The sequence below is a fragment of the Streptomyces halobius genome (assembly GCF_023277745.1).
Lineage (GTDB): Bacteria > Actinomycetota > Actinomycetes > Streptomycetales > Streptomycetaceae > Streptomyces > Streptomyces halobius.
On the sequence record NZ_CP086322.1, the window covers coordinates 6,303,998 to 6,324,615 of the forward strand.

A 20,618-nucleotide genomic window follows, 5' to 3' on the forward strand; every position below is an offset into this window, starting at 1 on the left:
GTTTCTGTCGTGCCCCTGCGGCGGGCCGGGGCGTCGCCTTAAGGTGCCGTCACGGAGGACTCGATGGCGCACCCGAAGAATCGCTCGACGGATCACCCCACGGACCGCCCGGCAGACGGCCCGACCGGCCGCCCGGCGAGGCCGTCGGCTCGCCGTTCGCGCAGGCTGGTCGTCCCGCTCGTCGCCGGAGCCCTCGTCGCGACGCTCGCGCCCGCTTCGGCGCCGGGGACGATGCCCCGGCCGGCGGCGGCCGGGACCGTGGCGCCGCAGACCTCGCCCGGACCGTGCGCGAAAGGCACCGGCGGCCGCCAGGGCGGCCGGGACGACGGCTGGACGGCCACCGCCACCCGCATCGACCCCGAGGACCGTCACCACGCCTTCGTGGGCAACGGCTATCTCGGACAGCGGGTACCGCCCAACGGCGCCGGATACGCGGCCCCCGGCGGCACGACCGGCTGGCCGCTCAAGACCCCGGAATACGACGGGTCGTTCGTCTCCGGGCTGTATGCCAAGGGGCCCGAGAACGTCGAGGGCCGACAGGCCGTCGCGGCGATCCCCACCTGGACCACGCTCGACGTCACCACCGGCGGCCCGCGCTCGGAGACCTTCTCCTCCGCCACCGCACCCGGCCGGATCTCCCACTACCGCCAGACGCTCTTCCTGCGCTGCGGATTCCTCCGTACCTCGCTGACCTGGACGGCCGCCGACGGCCGCGCCACCGATCTGGTCTATGACGTCCTCGTGGACCGCAACGACGCCCACACCGGTGCCGTACGGCTGCGGATGACACCCCACTGGAGCGGCGCCGCGACCGTCACCGACACCCTCGACGGACGCGGCGCCCGCCGGATGTCGCAGGCTCCCGGCACCACCGGCTCCACCACCGGCTCCACCCACGGCGCCAAGAGGCCCGGCACGACGATGGACGTCGCGTTCCGGACGGACGGCACCCAGGTCGACGGTGCCGTCGCCTCCACTTTGCGCCCCGGCCCCGAGATCCACGCCAAGCTCACCCGACAGGAGCCTCGGCCGGCCGAGTTGAGCAATCGGCAGAAGGTGACCTTCCCCGTTCGCAGCGGGCGCTCGTACGAACTCACCAAGTACGTCGGCGTGGACACCGCACTCACCTCCCGCACCCCGCGCGCCGCCGCGACCGCCGCCTCGCGCCGGGCCGCGAGCCACGGGTGGGACGCGCTGTTCGCCCGGCACACGGCGGCCTGGCAGCGGCTGTGGCGCAGCGACATCGTGGTGAAGGGGCAGCGCGAGCTGCAGTCCTGGGTGCGGGCCGCGCAGTACGGTCTGCTGTCCAGCACCCGCGCCGGCAGCGCCAACAGCATTGCCCCCACCGGTCTGACCAGCGACAACTACGCCGGTGAGATCTTCTGGGACGCTGAGACCTGGATGTACCCGGGGCTGCTCGCGAGCCACCCCGAACTCGCCAGGTCGGTGATCGACTACCGCTACCGGACCCGGGACGGCGCCCGCGCCAACGCCAGGAAGCTCGGCCACGACGGGCTGTTCTACGCCTGGACCAGCGGCAGCAAGGGCGAGTTGCGCAACGAGTGCCACAGCTGGGACCCGCCGCACTGCCGGACCCAGAACCACCTCATGGGCGATATCGCCCTCGCCGCCTGGCAGTATTACCTGGCGACCAAGGACACCGGCTGGCTGAAGTCCCGCGGCTGGCCGGTTCTCAAGGGCATCGCCGCGTTCTGGGCCTCGCGGGCCACCCGTAACGCCGACGGCAGCTACTCCGTCAAGAACGTCGCCGGGCCCGACGAATACAGCAATGGTGTCGACGACGCGGTGTTCACCAACGCCGGCGCCGCCACCGCGCTGCGGCACGCCACCCGCGCCGCCGCCCTGCTCGGTGAGCCGGCCCCGGCCTCCTGGAAGACCATCGCCGACAATCTGCGGATCCCCTACGACGCGCGGCGCAAGGTCTTCGAGCAGTACGCCGGATACCGGGGCAGCACCATCAAGCAGGCGGACACGGTGCTGTTGATGTACCCGCTGGAGTGGCCGATGTCGCAGCGGCAGGCGGCCGCCACGCTGGACTACTACGCGGCGCGCACCGACCCGGACGGCCCCGCCATGACGGACTCGGTGCACGCCATCGACGCCGCGGGCATCGGCGAGCCCGGCTGCTCGACCTACACCTACCTGCTGCGCTCCATCAAGCCGTTCGTCCGCGGGCCGTTCGCGCAGTTCTCCGAGGCGCGCGGCGCGAAGGCGGGCGCCGGTGACCCGCTCGCCGGCAAACCCGCGCAGGACTTCCTCACCGGCAAGGGCGGCTTCCTGCAGACCTTCACCCACGGCCTGACGGGCCTGCGGCTGCGCGAGGACCGGGTGCGGCTCGACCCGATGCTGCCGCCGCAGCTCTCCGACGGCGTCACGCTGCGCGGACTGCGCTGGCAGGGGCGCACGTACGACATCGCGCTCGGCGCGCACCAGACCACCGTGCGGCTGACCGCCGGTGCCCCGATGCGGATCGACTCGCCGGAGGGCGAGAAGATCGTGAGCCGGGGTGTCCCCGCCGTCCTCAAGACCCGCCGCCCGGACCTCAACCCGACCACCAACGCCGCCCGTTGCAGGCCGGCCGGAGCGACCTCCGAGGAACCCGGCCTGTACGCGGCCGCGGCGGTCGACGGCAACACCACTACCGCCTGGGTACCGGACGCCGCAACCGGCACGCTCACCGTGGACCTGGGTCGGACCCGGCAGGTCGGGCAGATCACCCCGCACTGGAACGCGACCCGTCCGAAGTCCTACGTCGTGCAGGTCTCGCGCGACGGGAAGGAGTGGTACGGCACGGGCTACGGCGGCCGGACGCCGGCCCGCTACGTACGGGTCACGGTGCGCGGCGCCGCCGACGCGAAGACGCACCCCGGGATCACGGAGCTGACGGTGGCCCGTCCGGAAGCGCAATGAGCGTTCCGGTCTGGGCAGCGGCGGGTGTCCGTAAGGCGACACCCGGCCGTTACCGAGGGTGTGCACGCCGACGTCATGGGGAGTGTCCGCCTGGTTGTTTGCCGGCTGACGGGCGAGAGGTACAGCCATGCGCTTTTGTAGTGCCGGTGGCGTGGCTGCCGTGGCCGTACCTGAGATCAGCGTGGCGGCCGCGCCGCCTGCGAGTGCCACCGCGGCCCGGCGGCGATTCCGTTTCTTCATGTCACTCAGCGTGACCGTCACCCGGCCCCGGAACCATCAGGGACAACCCCCATACGCCCCTGACGCACCCCCGATGCCACGTCAGGGTCGAACCCTGATTTCGCCGCCCGACGCGGTCCGGATCGTTGCGGCGGGATGAAATCCGCCCGCGACAACGTTGGTGCCTTGCGTCAAGGTTGAGGTGTGGGAGGAAGCGCGTGGCGGGCACGGATGCGGAACGACAGGGCTGGGCGCGGCGGCTGGCCCGCGACTGCTGGCGGCACAAAAAGGATGTGCTGCTCGCGCTCGGCGCCTCGCTCGCCGGGATGGCCGTCATGGCGCTGGTCCCGCTCATCCCGAAGCTGATCATCGACGATGTCATCGTCACGCACCAACGGCCCCTCGCCCCCTGGGCCGGCCTGCTGGTCCTCGCCGCGATCGCCGTCTACGTCCTCACCTACATCCGCCGCTTCTACGGCGGCCGTCTCGCCCTCGACGCCCAGCACGACCTGCGGACCAGGATGTTCGCCTCGATCGCCCGGCTCGACGGCCGGAGGCAGGACGAGCTGAGCACCGGCCAGGTCGTCGGCCGCGCCACCAGCGATCTGCAGCTCATCCAGAGCCTGCTGTTCATGCTCCCGATGACGATCGGGAACGTCCTGCTCTTCGTGATCTCCCTGGTCGTGATGGCGGTCCTCTCGCCGCTGCTCACCGTCGTCGCCCTGGCCGTGGCCCCGGCCCTGTGGTTCATCGCCCGGCACAGCCGTGCCCGCCTCTTCCCGGCCACCTGGTACGCCCAGGGCCAGGCCGCCGCGGTGGCCGGCATCGTGGACGGCGCGGTCTCCGGCGTCCGTGTCGTCAAGGGCTTCGGCCAGGAGGAGCAGGAGACCGGCAAGCTGCGCGAGGCCAGCCGCCGGCTGTTCGCCGGGCGGCTGCGGACGGTCCGCCTCAACGCCCGCTACACCCCCGCCCTGCAGGCCGTGCCGGCGCTCGGCCAGGTCGCCATGCTGGCCGTCGGCGGCTGGATGGCCACCCAGGGACAGATCACCCTCGGCACCTTCGTCGCCTTCTCCACCTATCTCGCGCAGCTCGTCGGCCCGGTGCGGATGCTGGCGATGATCCTGACCGTCGGCCAGCAGGCACGGGCCGGTGTCGAGCGGGTCTACGAGCTGATCGACACCGAGCCGGTGATCGAGGAGCGCCCGGACGCGCATGAGCTGCCCGCCGATGCCCCGGCCACCGTCGCATTCGACGCGGTGACCTTCGCGTACGCACCGCTGCACACCAAGGACAGCGGGCCCGACGGGGGTGCCGCGGACGAGGAAGACGGCCGGCCCGGCTGGGGCGCCGCCCCCTCCGAGTACCCCGTTTCCGGCACCGCCCGCCCCGTCCTCGACGGCTTCTCGCTCCGTATGGAGCCGGGCGAGACCGTCGCCGTCGTCGGCACCTCCGGCAGCGGCAAATCCACCGTCTCCCTGTTGCTGCCCCGCTTCTACGACGTCTCCGCGGGCCGTGTCCTGGTCGGCGGCCACGACGTCCGCGATCTGACCCTGGAATCCCTTCGGGCCGCCATCGGGCTGGTCCCCGAAAGCAGCTTCCTGTTCTCCGAATCCATACGGGACAACATCGCCTACGGCCACCCGGACGCCACCGATGAGCAGGTGCGCACCGCGGCACGCGCCGCCCAGGCCGACGGCTTCATATCCGAGCTGCCCGAGGGCTATGACACCAAGGTCGGCGAGCAGGGACTCACCCTCTCCGGCGGCCAGCGCCAGCGCGTCGCCCTGGCCCGCGCCATCCTCACCGACCCCCGTCTGCTGGTCCTGGACGACGCCACCTCCGCGGTCGACGCCCGGGTGGAGCACGAGATCCATGAGGCGCTGCGCGGCGTCATGGCGGGCCGCACCACCCTGCTCATCGCGCACCGTGCCTCCACCCTGGCGCTCGCCGACCGGGTCGCCGTCCTCGACGGCGGGCGGCTGGTCGACATCGGCACCCAGGAGGAACTGGAGGGCCGCTGTGCCCTCTACCGCAGGCTGCTGACGGACCCGGAGGAGCTCGGCGCCGTCCAGCACGACCCGGCCGGCGCACTGGCCGGTGGCCCCTTCGACGGTGAGTACACGGCGGCGACCGGCGTGACCGATGGCGAGGCGGAGGCCGCCGAACCCGCCCGCACCGGATCGTCCGGCACCATCACCCCCGAGCTGTGGGTCCGCCGCGAGCAGGACGCCGAGGCGGGCGCGGCCGGTCCGGTCCCCGCGGCGGCCGTCGCGGCGGGTCCCGGCACCGCCGCCGCGATGGCCGGCCTGCCCCCGACCCCCGAGCTGCTCGCCCAGGTGGCCGCGCTGCCGCCGGCCACCGACACACCGGACATCGACGAGCACCAGGCCGTGCGCCCCGAGCGCTCCTACGGCCTGCGCAGACTGCTGCATGGCTTCGGCGGCCCGCTGGCCTTCGCCCTCGCGCTGGTCGCGGTCGACGCCATCGCCGCCCTGCTGGTGCCGGTCCTGATCCGGCAGGGCATCGACGAGGGCGTCCGACGCGGGGTGCTGGCCGGCGTCTGGACGGCCGCCGCGCTCGCCCTGGCCGTCGTGCTCGCCCAGTGGGCCGCGCAGGTCGGCGCCAACCGGGTGACCGGACGCACTGGCGAACGGATCCTCTACTCCCTCCGCCTCAAGATCTTCGCCCAGCTGCAGCGCCTCGGCCTCGACTACTACGAGCGCGAACTGACCGGCAAGATCATGACCCGGATGACGACGGACGTGGACGCGCTGTCCACCTTCCTCCAGACCGGCCTGGTCACCGCCGTCGTCTCGATACTGACCTTCTTCGGCATACTCGTCGCCCTCCTCGCCATCGACCTCCAGCTGGCCCTCGTCGTCTTCGCCACCCTCCCGCCGCTGATCATCGGCACGTACTTCTTCCGCAAGCAGAGCGTGCGGGCGTACGAGCTGGCCCGCGAGCGGATCAGCGTCGTCAACGGCGACCTCCAGGAGGCCGTGTCCGGCCTGCGGATCGTCCAGGCGTTCCGGGGCGAGGGGCGCGGCATGGAGCGGTTCGCCGCCCGCAGCGACGCCTACCGCCAGGCCCGGCTCCGCGGCCAGTTCCTGATATCCGTCTACTTCCCGTTCGTCCAGCTGCTGTCGTCCGTCGCGGCGGCGCTGGTCCTGACAGTCGGCGCCGGCCGGGTGGGCTCGAACACCCTCACCGCCGGTGCGCTGGTCGCCTATCTGCTCTACATCGACCTGTTCTTCGCGCCCGTCCAGCAGCTCTCCCAGGTCTTCGACGGCTACCAGCAGGCATCCGTCTCGCTCGGCCGCATCCAGGAGCTGCTGCGCGAGCCGAGCACCACCCCGCCCGCCGAGAAGCCGCGCGCCGTGCCCGCAGTGCGCGGTGACATCACCTTCGACAACGTGGACTTCCGCTATGGCGGCCAAGCGGGTGACGCACCGGCCGACCGGACGGACCAGGCCCTGGACGGCATAGACCTGACCATCCCCGCCGGCCAGACCGTGGCCTTCGTCGGGGAGACCGGCGCCGGCAAGTCCACCCTCGTCAAGCTGGTCGCCCGGTTCTACGACCCGACCTCGGGCGCCGTCCGCGTCGACGGCACCGACCTGCGCGAACTGGACCTGACCGACTACCGCCGCCGTCTCGGCGTGGTCCCCCAGGAGTCCTACCTCTTCGCCGGCACGGTCCGCGACGCCATCGCCTACGGCCGCCCGGACGCCACCGACGCCCAGGTGGAGGCGGCCGCGCGGGCCGTCGGCGCGCACGCCATGATCGCCACCCTGGAGGGCGGCTACCTCCATGAGGTCGCCGAACGGGGCCGCAACCTCTCCGCGGGCCAGCGCCAGCTGCTCGCCCTGGCCCGCGCGGAACTCGTCGAGCCGGACGTGCTGTTGCTGGACGAGGCCACCGCCGCCCTGGACCTGGCCTCCGAGGCCGTCGTCAACCAGGCCACCGACCGCCTCACCGGCCGCCGCACGACGCTTGTCGTCGCCCACCGTCTGACCACCGCCGCCCGCGCCGACCGCGTCGTCGTCATGGACCACGGCAGGGTCGTCGAGGACGGCACACACACCCAACTCCTCGCCCGCGACGGCCGCTACGCGGGGCTGTGGCGCACCTTCACCGGCGAGACGGAGTCGCTGGTGGCCTGACATCCGACACCGGTAAACCGGAGCGGTACCCCCCCTTTAGGGGGGTACCGCCATCCGCCTCACGGGGGCTGGTGGTGTCCGGGAGTCGCCGATAGGTTCGGCCCGACCTTTGCTATCCCAAAGGGAGGGTGCATGCGTAAGGCCATCAGATGGCTGCTCTCGCTCGTCGTGCTCATAGGCACGGTAGGCGCCGGCAGCACCGCGGCAGGGGCGGCCACCGCCGCCGGGCCGAAGAAGACCAAGGACATCAAGGACCGGATCCTCGCGATACCGGGAATGAGTCTCACCGAAGAGAAGCCGGTCGACGGCTATCGCTATTTTGTCCTGAATTACACCCAGCCGATTGACCACCGGCACCCCGAGAACGGGACGTTCCAGCAGCGGCTGACCCTGCTGCACAAGTCGGTGGACCGCCCGACGGTGTTCTTCACCTCCGGCTACAACGTCAGCACCAAACCGAGCCGCAGCGAGCCGACAAAGCTCATCGACGGCAATCAGGTCTCTCTCGAATACCGCTACTTCGTCCCGTCGCGGCCCGATCCCGCCGACTGGAAAAAGCTGGACATCGAGCAGGCGGCCAATGACCAGCACCGCCTTTTCAAAGCACTGCACCGCATCTACGGCAAGAACTGGATCGCCACCGGCGGCAGCAAGGGCGGTATGACCGCGACCTACTACCGCCGCTTCTTCCCGCACGACATGGACGGCACCGTCGCCTATGTCGCACCCAACGACGTGGACAACGACGAGGACGCGGCGTACGACCGGTTCTTCCGGACCGTCGGGACCGCCCGGTGCCGTGCCGACCTCGCCGCCATCGAGCGTGAGGCGCTGCTGCGCCGCGAGGAGATGGTCGACCGCTTCCAGAAGTGGGCGGACAAGGAGAAGCAGACCTTCCAGCAGATCGGCAACGCCGACCGGGCCTATGAAGTCATGGTCACGGACCTGGTGTTCGGCTTCTGGCAATACCAGCCGGCCGAAACGGCCTGTGCGAAGGTGCCCAAGCCGACCGTCTCCACCGACGGTCTGTGGAAATGGATGGACGAGGTCGGCGGCTTCGACAGCTACACCGACCAGGGAATGGAGCGGTACACGCCGTACTACTACCAGGCGGGCACCCAGCTCGGCGAGCCCGGATACCAGTACCCGAATGTGAAGGATCTGCTGAAGTACCCCGGCATCAACAACTCCCGGACATTCGTGCCGAAGGACATACCGATGGCCTTCGACAAGAGCGCGATGCCCGACATCGACAACTGGGTGCGGCACCACGCCCACCGCATGATGTTCGTCAACGGCCAGTACGACCCGTGGAGTTCGGAGCACTTCGAGCTCGGCGCGGGCGCCCGGGATTCCTATGTGTTCACGGTGCCCGGCGGCAACCACGGCGCGAACATCGAAAAGCTGAAGGGCGCCGACCGCGCCAAGGCCACCGCCGAACTCCTCGACTGGGCCGGCGTCAAGGCCCCCGGGGACAAGAAGGCAGCCCCGCACCTCCCGTACGACAAGAAGCTCGACAAGCGGGAGATCCGGCGGATGCCGATGCTCCGGCCGTAAGCGAGGCGGCGACCGCCGACGGGACAAGGGCGCGCTCCCTCCGGGTGGGGGGAGCGCGCCCTTGCGGTTAGGCGGGGGCGTGTCAGTACGTCAGGCCGTGGCCGATCGGGTAGAGAACGGTGGCCGGGGCGTCGGCGCGCATCACCGGGACCGGCAGTGTGCCGTGCGGCTTCCGCTGCCCGGCGATCACCCGTGCCGCGGCCCGCAGTTCCACATCCGTCCAGGAGTAGCTCGCCAGGCCCGCCCTGACACCGTCCAACTGCGCGATGTCGTAGGGGTTGCGGACCGCCAGCTGTACCACCGGCTTCCCGGTGGCGAGCAGCGCGGCGACCAGCTTCCGCTGTGCTGAATCCGCGGTCACGTTGTAGGTGGCGACCACCGCGGCGTCCCGCCTGCGCAGCTCCGCCACGGCCTGGTCGATCTGTGCCTGTGTCGGCGTCGGGCCGGTGGGCAGCGCGCTCGCGGTGAAGCCGAGACCGGCGAGGGTGTTCGCCAGGACCGCGGTGGGCGGGCCGCCGGTGCCGGACGGGGATGCCGCGTCGACGCCCGCCACCAGCACCTGGCGCTCCCGGCGCCGGGACAGCGGCAGCAGCCCGCCGTCGTTGCGCAGCAGGGTGGTGGTGCGGTCCGCGATCCGGTCCGCGGTGGCCAGATGACGACGGATGCCGACGACCCGGTCCACCGCCTGGTGCGTCGTGTACGGATCCGTGAACAGTCCGCGCCGCTCCTTCAGCAGCAGGATGCGCAGGAGTTTCTGGTCGATGTCGGGCCAGGCCAGCTCGCCGCTCTCCAGCGCGTTGAGGACGGCGCCGTGCGCGAGGGCGAGGTCCGGAGGGTTGAGCAGCTGGTCGACGCCCGCTTCGAGGGCGAGGACCGGCACCCGGTCGTCGCCGTACTTCGCCCGTACGCCTGCCATGCCGAGCGAATCCGTCACCACCACACCGTCGTATCCGAGGCGTTCGCGCAGGATGCCGGTGAGGATCGGCCGGGAGAGGGTGGCCGGGTCCTCGCTCGTGTCGAAGGCGGGAACGACGATATGCGCCGTCATGATCGAATCGATGCCGGCGGCGATCGCGGCCTGGAAGGGTGGTGCGTCCAGCCGCTCCCACTCCTCGGGGGTGTGGTGTATGTACGGCAGCCCGACATGGCTGTCGGTGTCGGTGTCACCATGCCCGGGGAAGTGCTTGGCGCAGGCCGCGACACCGGCGCCCTGGAAGCCCTTCACCTCGGCGGTCACCATACCGGCCACGGCCTGCGGTTCGGCGCCGAAGGAACGGACGCCGATGACCGGGTTGGCCGGGTTGACGTTGACATCCGCGTCCGGCGCGTAGTCCTGCCGGACGCCCATCGCGTACAGCTCCTCGCCGGCGATCCGGGCCACCGTACGGGCGTCGTCACGGGAGCCGGACGCGCCGAGCGCCATCGCCCCGGGGAAGAGCGTGGCGGGCGCGCCGATACGGGCGATGATGCCGTGTTCCTGGTCGACGGAGAGGAGCAGGGGGACGGGGACGCGCTGGACGGCGGCGGCCTTCTGGATGCCGTTGGAGAGGTCGGCGATCTGGTGCGGATCGCGGGTGTTGTGCGCCCAGCCGAAGTAGATGATGCCGCCGACGTGGTACCTGGCGATCAGCTCGGCGGCATGGGCGACCCCGATCTCCTTCTGGTTCGCCTCGACGTCGGCCGGGTCCGGGGCGGTCGCGGAATGCCCGTAGACCCGCATCACGAAGAGCTGGCCGACCTTCTCCTCCGGCGTCATACGGGAGATGAGGCCCCGCAGCCGGGTCAGGACGGCGGGGGAGGGCGATCGGCTTCCGAGGGCGGGCCCGTCGGCGTGCGCGGGGGCGGTGCCCGTGGCACAGGCGGCGGCCGCGGCGGCCGCGGTGGTCAGGACGGTACGTCTGGAGTGCATGTGCGCTCCTTCCGGAGGGCTTCCTCGGCGAAGTGAAGGAAACTTCCAAGGAGACACGGATAGCCGGAAAACTATTGCCGGTCAATGACTGTGCGGGTGGTGGCGCCCAGGTATTGCGGGGCGGGCGGCGCTGTGTGAGGGGGCGTCAGTGTGCCCGGGAGGCAGGGGGCGGGGCAGGGGCTAGCGGGCCGGCGGTGCCGGTGACCGTACGGGGACCGGCGTGTCGAGGAGGCGCCGCAGGTGCTCGCGGCCGGCGGCCAGGAGGCCGGGCAGCTCGGCCGCTTGGGGGTACCAGCGTTTCTCGTACTCCCAGCAGAGCCAGCCGGGCTCCCGGCCGACCGCGCCGCCGGGGCCGCTGGTGCCGCCGGGGCCCGTCCCGTGGCCGAGCGTGGCCAGGACGGCGGCGAGCGGCACGGCCCCGGCGCCGAGCGGGAGGGGAGTGGGGTCCTCGGCCGAGGCGACGTCCTTGACCTGGACATAGCCCAGATACGGGGCGAGCGCGGCATGGGTGTCGAGGGGTTCCTCGCCGGCGCGCCAGGCGTGCAGGACGTCCCAGAGCGCGCCGACGTTGCGGTGGCCCACGGCGCCCAGGATCCGGGCGGCGGCCGCGCCCGTACGGTGCGAGTCATGGGTCTCCAGCAGGACCCGGACGCCCCGGTCGGCGGCGAGCGGCGCCACCGCGGCGAGCCGGCGGGCGGCGTCCGCCTCGGCCTCGGCCGCCGGGCGGCTCCCGCCACCGGGGAAGACCCGTACGAACGGCGCCCCCAGATCGGCGGCGAGAAACACCAGCTCGTCCAGCTCCTGCGCCAGCTCCGCCTCGGCGGCCGCGTCCTCGGCGGCGACCCTGGCGTATCCGGCGACGGCCAGGATCTCCACCCCGGCGTCGGTGAACCGCCCGCGCACGGCGGCCCGCTCGCGCATCCCGATCAGCGGGTGCACGGGCTCCTCCGGATGGGCGCGCAGCTCGACCCCCTGATATCCGGCCCGGACAGCCAGCCGGACGACGTCCGCCATGGGCATCCCGGGCACCCCAAGGGTGGAGAACGCGAACCGCATTCCGTCGTCGGTGCCACCCGTACCGGATCCCATACCGGATCCCCTGTCGGTTTCCATGCCGCTCCCCGCGCCGTCGCTCAGGTCGTCCGAGTCGGTTACGTCGTCACAGGGCCAGACGCCAGTCCTGGCCGACCAGATCCTGCCCGAAGCTATGGTGCGCCGACTCGGCGGTCAGCTCGAACCCGGCGCGCTCATAGATCCTCCGGGCGGCGGTGAGCACGGATTTCGTCCACAGCACCAGCTCGGTGTATCCGGCCTCGCGGGCGAAGGTCACACAGGCGTCGACGAGCCGGCCGCCCACGCCGTGTCCCCGCGCGGCGGGCTCCACGAGCAGCAGCCGCAGCCGGGCGGTCCCGGGCCGGGCGTCCCGAACGCACATCACCGCGCCCGCGCGCTCGCCCCCGAGCTCCGCTATCCAGGTGCGGTCCCGCTCCGGGTCGAAGTTCTCGGCGTACTCCGCGACGATCCGGGCCACCAGCGCTTCATAGCTGAGGTCGAAGCCGTACTCGGCGGCGTAGAGCGCGGCGTTCCGCTCCACCATCCAGCCGAGGCCCCCGGGCCTGGTGGTCCGCAGGCTGACCTCGGGGGAGGGGGCGGCCTCGGCCCTCTCCCGGGGAGCGTCCGCGTCCAGCAGGGTGCGGATCGTCCGCATCGACGACACCAGACGGGCCCGGTCGGCCACCGGGAGCGGCTCCAGCAGCGAGCCCACGGCGTCCTGCGAGCGCTCCTCCAGCAGGCCCGCCGCCTCCCGGCCGCCCTTCGTCAGCGAGATGCGCTGCCGGTGGGGATCCTGCTCCGATCTGCCGCGGGTGATCAGCTCGCGGTCCTCGAACCTGCCGAGCAGCCGGCTGGGATAGAGACGGCGTCCGAGACCGCATCCGGCACCCCAGCCGGTACGACGGCCCGGGCGGCGGCCGAGGCCACGTCCGACATCCGCGAGCTGCGCAGATTCAACCGCTTCTACACGAACCTCGTCGGGGCGCTCGACTACGGCCGGCATCTCTACACCCCGTTCACCCTCACCGAGGCCCGGGTGCTCCACGAGGTCGCCCATCACGAACGGGTGGACGCCGCCGATCTGCGGGCTTCGCTGTCGCTCGACGCCGGCTGTCGTCGTCGACCCCCGCCACCTTTGACTGAGTCAAGGGTACGCGAGGGATATGGACAGGCACACGGCTTTTTCGCGGACACGCACCGCGCCGGAGTGTCCGTGTCCCGCCGCGCAGGCCGCCGCCCCTCGGGGTAGAAAGCGCTTACCGCACGACGCCCGAATCCGCTGTGAGAGGGGCCCGGCCGTGACGCGCACGACCGTACGCATCGCCATGAACGGCGTGACCGGACGCATGGGATACCACCAGCATCTGGTCCGCTCCCTCCTCGCCCTGCGCGAACAGGGCGGCCTCGACCTGGGCGACGGCACCGTGATCTGGCCGGAACCGGTGCTCGTCGGCCGCTCCGAGCACAAACTGCGGACGCTGGCCGCACGCCACGGCCTGGACCGCTGGAGCACCGACCTGGACGCCGTACTCGCCGACGACGGCATCGACATCTACTTCGACGCCCAAGTCACCGCCGCCCGGGAGGAAGCCGTACAGAAGGCGATCGCCGCCGGAAAGCACCTGTACGTCGAGAAGCCCACCGCCACCGGGCCGGCCGGTGCGCTGAAGCTGGCCCGGCTCGCCCAGGAGGCGGGTGTCAAACACGGCGTCGTCCAGGACAAGCTCTTTCTGCCCGGCCTGCGCAAGCTCCGCCGCCTCGTCGAGGGCGGCTTCTTCGGCCGCGTCCTGTCCGTACGGGGCGAGTTCGGCTACTGGGTCTTCGAGGGAGACTGGCAGCAGGCGCAGCGCCCCTCCTGGAACTACCGCGCCGAGGACAGCGGCGGCATCGCGGCCGATATGTTCCCGCACTGGGAGTATGTGCTGCACGAACTCTTCGGCCCGGTCAGAACCGTCCAGGCGCACCTCACCACACACATCCCGCGCCGCTGGGACGAGTCGGGCACGCCCTACGAGGCCACCGCCGACGACGCCGCCTACGGGATCTTCGAGCTGGCGGGCGGCATCGTCGCGCAGATCAACTCCTCCTGGGCGGTCCGGGTGCACCGCGACGAACTGGTGGAGTTCCAGGTGGACGGCACCGAGGGTTCGGCCGTCGCCGGGCTGCGCCGCTGCCGGATCCAGCACCGCGCCGGTACCCCCAGACCGGTGTGGAATCCGGACCTCCCGGTGACCGAACCGTTCCGCGAACAGTGGCAGGAAGTCCCCGACAACGCCGCGTTCGACAACGGGTTCAAGGCGCAGTGGGAGCTGTTCCTGCGCCATGTCGTCCGCGACGAACCCTGGCGCTGGGACCTGACGGCGGGCGCCCGCGGTGTCCAGCTCGCCGAACTGGGGCTGCGGTCGTCCCAAGAGGGCCGCCGCCTGGACGTACCGGAGCCGGGCCGGTGACCGCCGCCCCGGTGGCCGCCGCCGTGCCCGCGCGTCCCCCGCTGCGCTCCCGTACGGTCTTCGCCGCCGCCCATGTCGTCGCCGACCCGCTCGCCGACACCACCCCGGACGGCCCGGCCGCCCTCGACTGGGACGCCACCCTCGCCTTCCGCCACCACCTGTGGTCGCATGGCCTGGGGGTGGCCGAGGCGATGGACACCGCGCAGCGCGGGATGGGGCTGGACTGGCCGGCCGCCGCCGAACTGATCCGCCGCTCCGGCGCCGAGGCACGCGTCGTCGACGGCCTGCTGGCCTGCGGCGCCGGTACCGATCAACTGCCGCCTACGGGCGCGTCATTGGCAGATGTCCAGGCCGCCTACGAGGAGCAGCTCGGGATTGTCGAGGACGTCGGCGGCCGGCCGGTCCTGATGGCGTCCCGGCAGCTCGCCGCGGCCGCCACCGGGCCCGCGGACTACCAGGAGCTCTACGGCCGGCTCCTGCGCCAGGCCGTGGAACCGGTCATCCTGCACTGGCTCGGCCCGATGTTCGACCCGGCGCTGGAGGGCTACTGGGGCAGCACGGATCTCGACGCCGCCACGGACACCTTCCTGCAGATCATCGCCGCGAACCCGGGCAAGGTGGACGGCGTCAAGGTCTCCCTCCTGGACGCCGGCCGGGAGGTGGCGCTGCGCCGTCGGCTCCCGGACACCGTGCGCTGCTACACGGGCGACGACTTCCACTATCCCGAGCTGATCGCGGGCGACGACCACGGCTTCAGCCACGCGCTGCTGGGCGCCTTCGACCCGCTGGCACCACTGGCCGCCGACGCCGTACGCCTCCTGGACACCGAAGGCCCCCAGGGTGCCGCACGCTTCCGGGCCGCTCTGGACCCGACCGTCACACTCTCCCGGCACCTCTTCCGGGCGCCAACCCGCTACTACAAGACCGGCGTTGTGCTGCTGGCCTGGCTCGCCGGGCACCAGTCGCACTTCAGCATGGTCGGCGGCCTCCAGTCGGCCCGTTCACTGCCGCATCTGCGGCGCGCCCACGAACTGGCCGACGGGCTCGGTCTGTTCCCGGACCCGGAGCTAGCCGCCTCCCGGATGCGCACCCTGCTCGCGGTGTACGGGGCGGCGGGCACATGAGCGAGCGCAGCGAGCGAATCGACGAAGGGTGCGCGCCTCGCGAATGCAAGGCCGAGCGAAGCGAGGTTTCGGCATGAGCGCCGGCACCCCCACCCTTCTCGCCCGCCTGAGTCTCAATCAGCAGACCGTCAGACAGTGGTCGCTCCCGGAGCTGGCGGACGGGTGCGCACGGGCGGGCGTGCGGGGCGTGGGCCTGTGGCGCGCGCCGGTGCGGGATTACGGGGTGGCCGCGGCCGCCCGGCTCGTACGGGATGCCGGGCTGAGCGTCACCAGCCTCTGCCGCGGCGGCTTTTTCACCGCTCTGGAACCGGGCGAGCGGGCGGCCGCACTGGACGACAACCGGGCCGCGATCGACGAGGCCGCCGCCCTCGGGACGGACACCCTCGTCCTGGTCTCCGGCGGACTCCCGGACGGCAACCGCGATCTGCGCGGCGCCCGGGAGCGGATCGCGGACGCGCTGGCCGAGTTGGGGCCGTACGCGGCGGAGCGGGGCGTACGGCTGGCGATCGAACCGCTGCACCCGATGTACGCGGCGGACCGGTGTGTGGTCTCCACGCTCGCCCAGGCGCTCGACCTCGCCGAGCGGTTCCCCGTCGAGCAGGTGGGGGTGGTGGTGGACACGTACCACCTGTGGTGGGACGACACGATCGGTGCGCAGATTGCCCGCGCGGGCGGCATGGGGGGTGCTGCGGGGGAGTGGGGGCAGGGCGGAGTCCTGTCGGTGAGGGGTGGTGGTCGGGTGACGGGGGAGTGGGGGCAGGGCGGAGTCCTGTCGGTGAGGGGTGGTGGTCGGGTGACGGGGGAGTGGGGGCAGGGCGGAGTCCTGTCGGTGAGGGGTGGTGGTCGGGTGACGGGTGGGCGGATCGCCGCCTTCCAGCTCGCCGACTGGATCACCCCGCTGCCCGAGGGCGTCCTCCTGGGGCGCGGGCAGCTGGGCGACGGATCGGTGGATCTGCGGTGGTTCCGGGAACGGGTCGACGCCACCGGCTATCGAGGGCCCGTCGAGGTGGAGATCTTCAACCCGGGGCTGTGGGCACGGGACGGCGCGGAGGTGCTGGCCGAGGTCGTGGACCGCTTCACGGCGCATGTGGTGTGAGCGCCCAGTGCCTGCGCCTGGGGGCGTACGCCCCGGGTACAACCGGTGACCGGAAAATAACTCAGCGGATATGTGCAACCGTTGGCGGTCCAGCGGGGTCATAGCTGATGTCGGCCTCGACAGGGGCGGTCCGGGGGGATCCGGAGGCCGGCGGAGGGGGATTCGAGGGGCCCGGCCATCGGACGGGCCCCTCGATGACGTCCCTGACGCGGGGCCCGAGGCGCGGGTGTCCGGCGCGTTGTCAGACCTCGGCGGTACCGTCGGGTTCATGGTCAACGCAGCCGTGGTGGAAGGGGTCCTGGAGCGGATCACCTACGCGAATGAGGAGAACGGTTACACGGTCGCCCGTGTCGACACCGGCCGCGGTTCGGGCGATCTCCTCACCGTCGTCGGCGCGTTGCTCGGCGCGCAGCCGGGGGAGTCGCTGCGCATGGAGGGCCGCTGGGGCTCCCATCCGCAGTACGGCAAACAGTTCACCGTCGAGAACTACACCACCGTCCTGCCCGCCACGATCCAGGGCATCCGCCGCTATCTCGGCTCCGGCCTGATCAAGGGCATCGGCCCGCGCATCGCCGACCGCATCACCGAGCACTTCGGCACCGACACCCTCGACGTCATCGAGAAGGAGCCCGGGCGCCTCATCGAGGTCCCCGGCCTCGGCCCGAAGCGGACGCGGATGATCGGCGCGGCATGGGAGGAGCAGAAGGCCATCAAGGAGGTCATGGTCTTCCTCCAGGGCGTCGGCGTCTCCACCTCCATCGCCGTGCGCATCTACAAGAAATACGCCGACGCCGCCATCTCCGTCGTCCGCAACCAGCCCTACCGCCTCGCCGCGGACGTCTGGGGCATCGGCTTCCTGACCGCCGACCGCATCGCCCAGTCCGTCGGCATCCCGCACGACAGCCCGGACCGCGTCAAGGCCGGCCTGCAGTACGCCCTGTCGCAGTCCACCGACCAGGGCCACTGCTACCTCCCCGAGGAACAACTGATCACGGACGCGGTGAAGTTGCTCCAGGTGGACACCGGCCTGGTCATCGACTGCCTGAGCGAGCTGGCGGCCGACCCGGAGGGCGTGGTCCGCGAACAGCTGCCGTCCGGCGCGGACGGCGAGGCGGTCACCGCGGTCTATCTGGTGCCGTTCCACCGCGCCGAGATCTCCCTGGCCGGCCGGCTCACCCGGCTGCTGCGCACGGACGAGGACCGGATGCCGGCGTTCCGGGACGTCGCCTGGGACAAGGCGCTGGCCTGGCTCGCCCGGCGTACCGGCGCGGAGCTGGCCCCGGAGCAGCAGGCGGCGGTGCGGCTGGCGCTGACCCGCAAGGTGGCGGTGCTCACCGGCGGTCCCGGCTGCGGCAAGTCCTTCACGGTCCGTTCCGTGGTCGAGCTGGCCCACGCCAAGAAGGCCAAGGTGGTGCTGGCGGCGCCCACCGGCCGGGCCGCCAAGCGGCTTTCGGAGCTCACCGGGGCGGACGCCTCCACCGTCCACCGCCTCCTGGAGCTCAAGCCCGGCGGCGACGCCGCGTACGACGCCGACCGGCCGCTGGACGCCGATCTGGTGGTGGTCGACGAGGCGTCGATGCTGGATCTGCTGCTCGCCAACAAGCTGGTCAAGGCCGTGCCGCCCGGTGCGCATCTGCTGCTGGTCGGGGACGTCGACCAGCTGCCGTCGGTCGGCGCGGGCGAAGTGCTGCGCGACCTGCTCGCCGATCCCGGCCCGGTGCCGGCCGTCCGGTTGACCCGGATCTTCCGGCAGGCCCAGCAGTCCGGGGTGGTCACCAACGCCCACCGCATCAACTCCGGAGTGCCGCCGCTGACCACCGGCCTGCGGGACTTCTTCCTGTTCGCCGAGGAGGACGGCGAGGAGGCCGGGCGGCTGACGGTCGATGTGGCGGCCCGCCGGATCCCGGCGAAGTTCGGTCTCGACCCGCGCCGGGACGTCCAGGTGCTGGCCCCGATGCACCGCGGCCCGGCCGGCGCCGGCGCCCTGAACGGCCTGCTCCAGCAGGCCGTCACCCCGGCCCGCCCCGACCTGCCGGAGCGCCGCTTCGGCGGCCGGATCTTCCGTGTAGGTGACAAAGTCACCCAGATCAGGAACAACTATGAGAAAGGGCGTAATGGCGTCTTCAACGGCACGGTGGGTGTGGTCACCGCGCTGGACACCGACGAACAGCGGCTGACGGTGCTCACCGACGAGGACGAGGAGGTCCCCTACGACTTCGACGAACTGGACGAACTGGCCCACGCCTACGCCGTGACGATCCATCGCTCGCAGGGTAGTGAGTATCCAGCGGTGGTGATTCCGGTCACCACAAGTGCCTGGATGATGCTGCAGCGCAATTTGTTGTATACCGCCGTCACCCGGGCGAAACGTCTGGTGGTGCTGGTCGGCTCCCGGAAGGCTCTCGGACAGGCCGTCCGCACCGTATCCGCCGGTCGGCGGTACACGGCGCTGGATCACCGGCTCGGCGGCGCGTTGTGATGTGCCGCCTCTTTCTCAATCGGGGCGAAGGGGAGCAGGATGGGCGCTCAGGCGGCACTGAGTGTCGCGAGGTAGCCCTATGGCCGACCCCGAGTGCACATCCAAGGTCCAAATGGGGGAAGGTATAGGCAGTCAGGGCACCTCGAAGAAGAGGCACAACGTCGGTGAGGGATGACGTGAGCGACAACTCTGTAGTACTGCGTTACGGGGACGGCGAATACAGCTACCCGATCGTCGACAGCACCGTCGGCGACAAGGGCTTCGACATCTCGAAGCTGCGCGCCCAGACCGGTCTGGTGACCCTGGATTCCGGTTACGGCAACACCGCGGCATATAAATCCGCGATCACCTATCTCGACGGTGAACAGGGGATTCTTCGTTACCGCGGCTACTCGATCGAGCAGCTCGCAGAGCGCAGCACGTTCGTCGAGACCGCGTACCTCCTGATCAACGGTGAGCTCCCCACCGTCGACGAACTCTCGAATTTCAAGCAGGACATCACCTATCACACCCTGCTGCACGAGGACGTCAAGCGCTTCTACGACGGCTTCCCCCGGGACGCCCACCCGATGGCGATGCTGTCGTCGGTCGTCAGCGCGCTGTCGACCTTCTACCAGGACAGCCACAACCCGTTCGACGAGCGGCAGCGCCACCTCTCCATTGTCCGGCTGCTGGCCAAGCTCCCGACGATCGCGGCGTACGCCTACAAGAAGTCGGTCGGCCACCCGGTCGTCTACCCGAGCAACGACCTCGGGTACGTCGAGAACTTCCTGCGGATGACCTTCTCGGTGCCCGCCGCCGAGTACGAGCTCGACCCGGTCGTGGTCAGCGCCCTGGACAAGCTGCTGATCCTGCACGCGGACCACGAGCAGAACTGTTCGACCTCCACCGTGCGCCTGGTCGGCTCCTCGCAGGCGAACCTCTTCGCCTCGATCTCGGCCGGCATCAACGCCCTGTGGGGTCCCCTGCACGGCGGTGCCAACCAGTCCGTGCTGGAGATGCTGGAGGGCATCCAGCGCGACGGCGGCGACGTCGACGCCTTCATCCGCAAGGTGAAGAACAAGGAAGACGGTGTGAAGCTCATGGGCTTCGGGCACCGCGTCTACAAGAACTTCGACCCCCGGGCGAAGATCATCAAGGCGGCGGCGCACGACGTCCTCTCGGCGCTCGGCAAGTCCGACGAGCTGCTGGACATCGCCCTCAAGCTGGAGGAGCACGCGCTCTCCGACGACTACTTCGTCTCGCGCAAGCTCTACCCGAACGTCGACTTCTACACCGGCCTGATCTACCGGGCCATGGGCTTCCCGACCGAGATGTTCACCGTGCTCTTCGCGCTCGGCCGGCTGCCCGGCTGGATCGCCCAGTGGCACGAGATGATCACGGAGCCCGGCTCCCGCATCGGCCGCCCGCGGCAGATCTACACCGGCGTCATCGAGCGCGACTTCGTGCCGGTGGAGCAGCGCTGACAGCGGACCGCCGAAGGCCCTGACCGAGGTACACGGAAAGCCGAGACCGACCGAAGTACGCGGCAAGACCGACGCGGAAAAGGAAAGCCGACGCGGAGACACGGAAAAGAGGAAACGCCCCGCCTCCGGATCCCCCCACGGGTCCAGAGTGCGGGGCGCTTCCCGTATCCC

General features: G+C 71.2%; 11 protein-coding genes and 1 pseudogene. 9 read left to right on the forward strand and 3 right to left on the reverse strand.

The window, feature by feature from the left end; all coding sequences use genetic code 11:
* Positions 1 to 63 precede the first annotated feature (63 nt).
* The 3 genes from K9S39_RS28670 to K9S39_RS28680 all read left to right on the forward strand — a co-directional run bounded on the left by K9S39_RS28670 (position 64) and on the right by K9S39_RS28680 (position 8,870).
* Positions 64 to 2,931: a discoidin domain-containing protein gene (locus K9S39_RS28670; protein ID WP_248866241.1), complete on the forward strand. Its 2,868-nt coding sequence runs from the start codon at positions 64 to 66 to the stop codon at positions 2,929 to 2,931.
* A gap of 437 nt (positions 2,932 to 3,368) precedes the next feature.
* On the forward strand, positions 3,369 to 7,313 hold the full coding sequence (locus tag K9S39_RS28675) for an ABC transporter ATP-binding protein (protein WP_248866242.1): 3,945 nt from the start codon (positions 3,369 to 3,371) through the stop codon (positions 7,311 to 7,313).
* Between the two features lie 132 nt (positions 7,314 to 7,445).
* Complete coding sequence (locus tag K9S39_RS28680; protein ID WP_248866243.1) at positions 7,446 to 8,870, forward strand: S28 family serine protease; 1,425 nt, start codon at positions 7,446 to 7,448, stop codon at positions 8,868 to 8,870.
* A gap of 82 nt (positions 8,871 to 8,952) precedes the next feature.
* On the opposite strand, the gene K9S39_RS28685 is transcribed toward K9S39_RS28680, so the two are convergent.
* The 3 genes from K9S39_RS28685 to K9S39_RS28695 form a co-directional block, all read right to left on the reverse strand.
* The gene (locus K9S39_RS28685) at positions 8,953 to 10,779 is read right to left on the reverse strand and encodes a glycoside hydrolase family 3 protein (RefSeq protein WP_248866244.1); all 1,827 of its coding nucleotides are present in this window, start codon (positions 10,777 to 10,779) and stop codon (positions 8,953 to 8,955) included.
* 180 nt (positions 10,780 to 10,959) lie between these two features.
* The gene (locus K9S39_RS28690) at positions 10,960 to 11,835 is read right to left on the reverse strand and encodes a sugar phosphate isomerase/epimerase family protein (RefSeq protein WP_248869008.1); all 876 of its coding nucleotides are present in this window, start codon (positions 11,833 to 11,835) and stop codon (positions 10,960 to 10,962) included.
* A 103-nt stretch (positions 11,836 to 11,938) separates the two neighbouring features.
* Entirely contained in the window at positions 11,939 to 12,835 is an 897-nt protein-coding gene (locus K9S39_RS28695; protein WP_248866245.1) for a helix-turn-helix domain-containing GNAT family N-acetyltransferase, read from the reverse strand.
* On the opposite strand from K9S39_RS28695, the pseudogene K9S39_RS28700 reads away from it, so the two are divergent.
* From K9S39_RS28700 to K9S39_RS28725, 6 genes and pseudogenes are all read left to right on the forward strand, one after another.
* Positions 12,767 to 12,943: pseudogene (locus tag K9S39_RS28700) on the forward strand (MarR family transcriptional regulator); the annotation flags it as partial. The gene K9S39_RS28695 and the pseudogene K9S39_RS28700 overlap by 69 nt on opposite strands.
* Before the next feature lie 187 nt (positions 12,944 to 13,130).
* Positions 13,131 to 14,282, forward strand: coding sequence for a Gfo/Idh/MocA family protein (locus K9S39_RS28705; protein ID WP_248866246.1), 1,152 nt, complete (start codon positions 13,131 to 13,133; stop codon positions 14,280 to 14,282).
* Positions 14,279 to 15,406 (forward strand): dihydrodipicolinate synthase family protein, encoded by a 1,128-nt coding sequence (locus K9S39_RS28710; RefSeq protein WP_248866247.1) that lies wholly within the window; start codon positions 14,279 to 14,281, stop codon positions 15,404 to 15,406. Before K9S39_RS28705 ends, K9S39_RS28710 begins: the two co-directional genes overlap by 4 nt.
* A gap of 73 nt (positions 15,407 to 15,479) precedes the next feature.
* Entirely contained in the window at positions 15,480 to 16,502 is a 1,023-nt protein-coding gene (locus tag K9S39_RS28715; RefSeq protein ID WP_248866248.1) for a sugar phosphate isomerase/epimerase family protein, read from the forward strand.
* Positions 16,503 to 16,770: 268 nt separating this feature from the next.
* Positions 16,771 to 18,981: an SF1B family DNA helicase RecD2 gene (gene recD2, locus K9S39_RS28720; RefSeq protein WP_248866249.1), complete on the forward strand. Its 2,211-nt coding sequence runs from the start codon at positions 16,771 to 16,773 to the stop codon at positions 18,979 to 18,981.
* 176 nt (positions 18,982 to 19,157) lie between these two features.
* Positions 19,158 to 20,447 carry a citrate synthase gene (locus K9S39_RS28725; RefSeq protein ID WP_248866250.1) on the forward strand — a complete coding sequence of 430 codons (1,290 nt, stop codon included), beginning with the start codon at positions 19,158 to 19,160 and terminating at the stop codon, positions 20,445 to 20,447.
* The last annotated feature ends 171 nt before the right edge of the window (positions 20,448 to 20,618 follow it).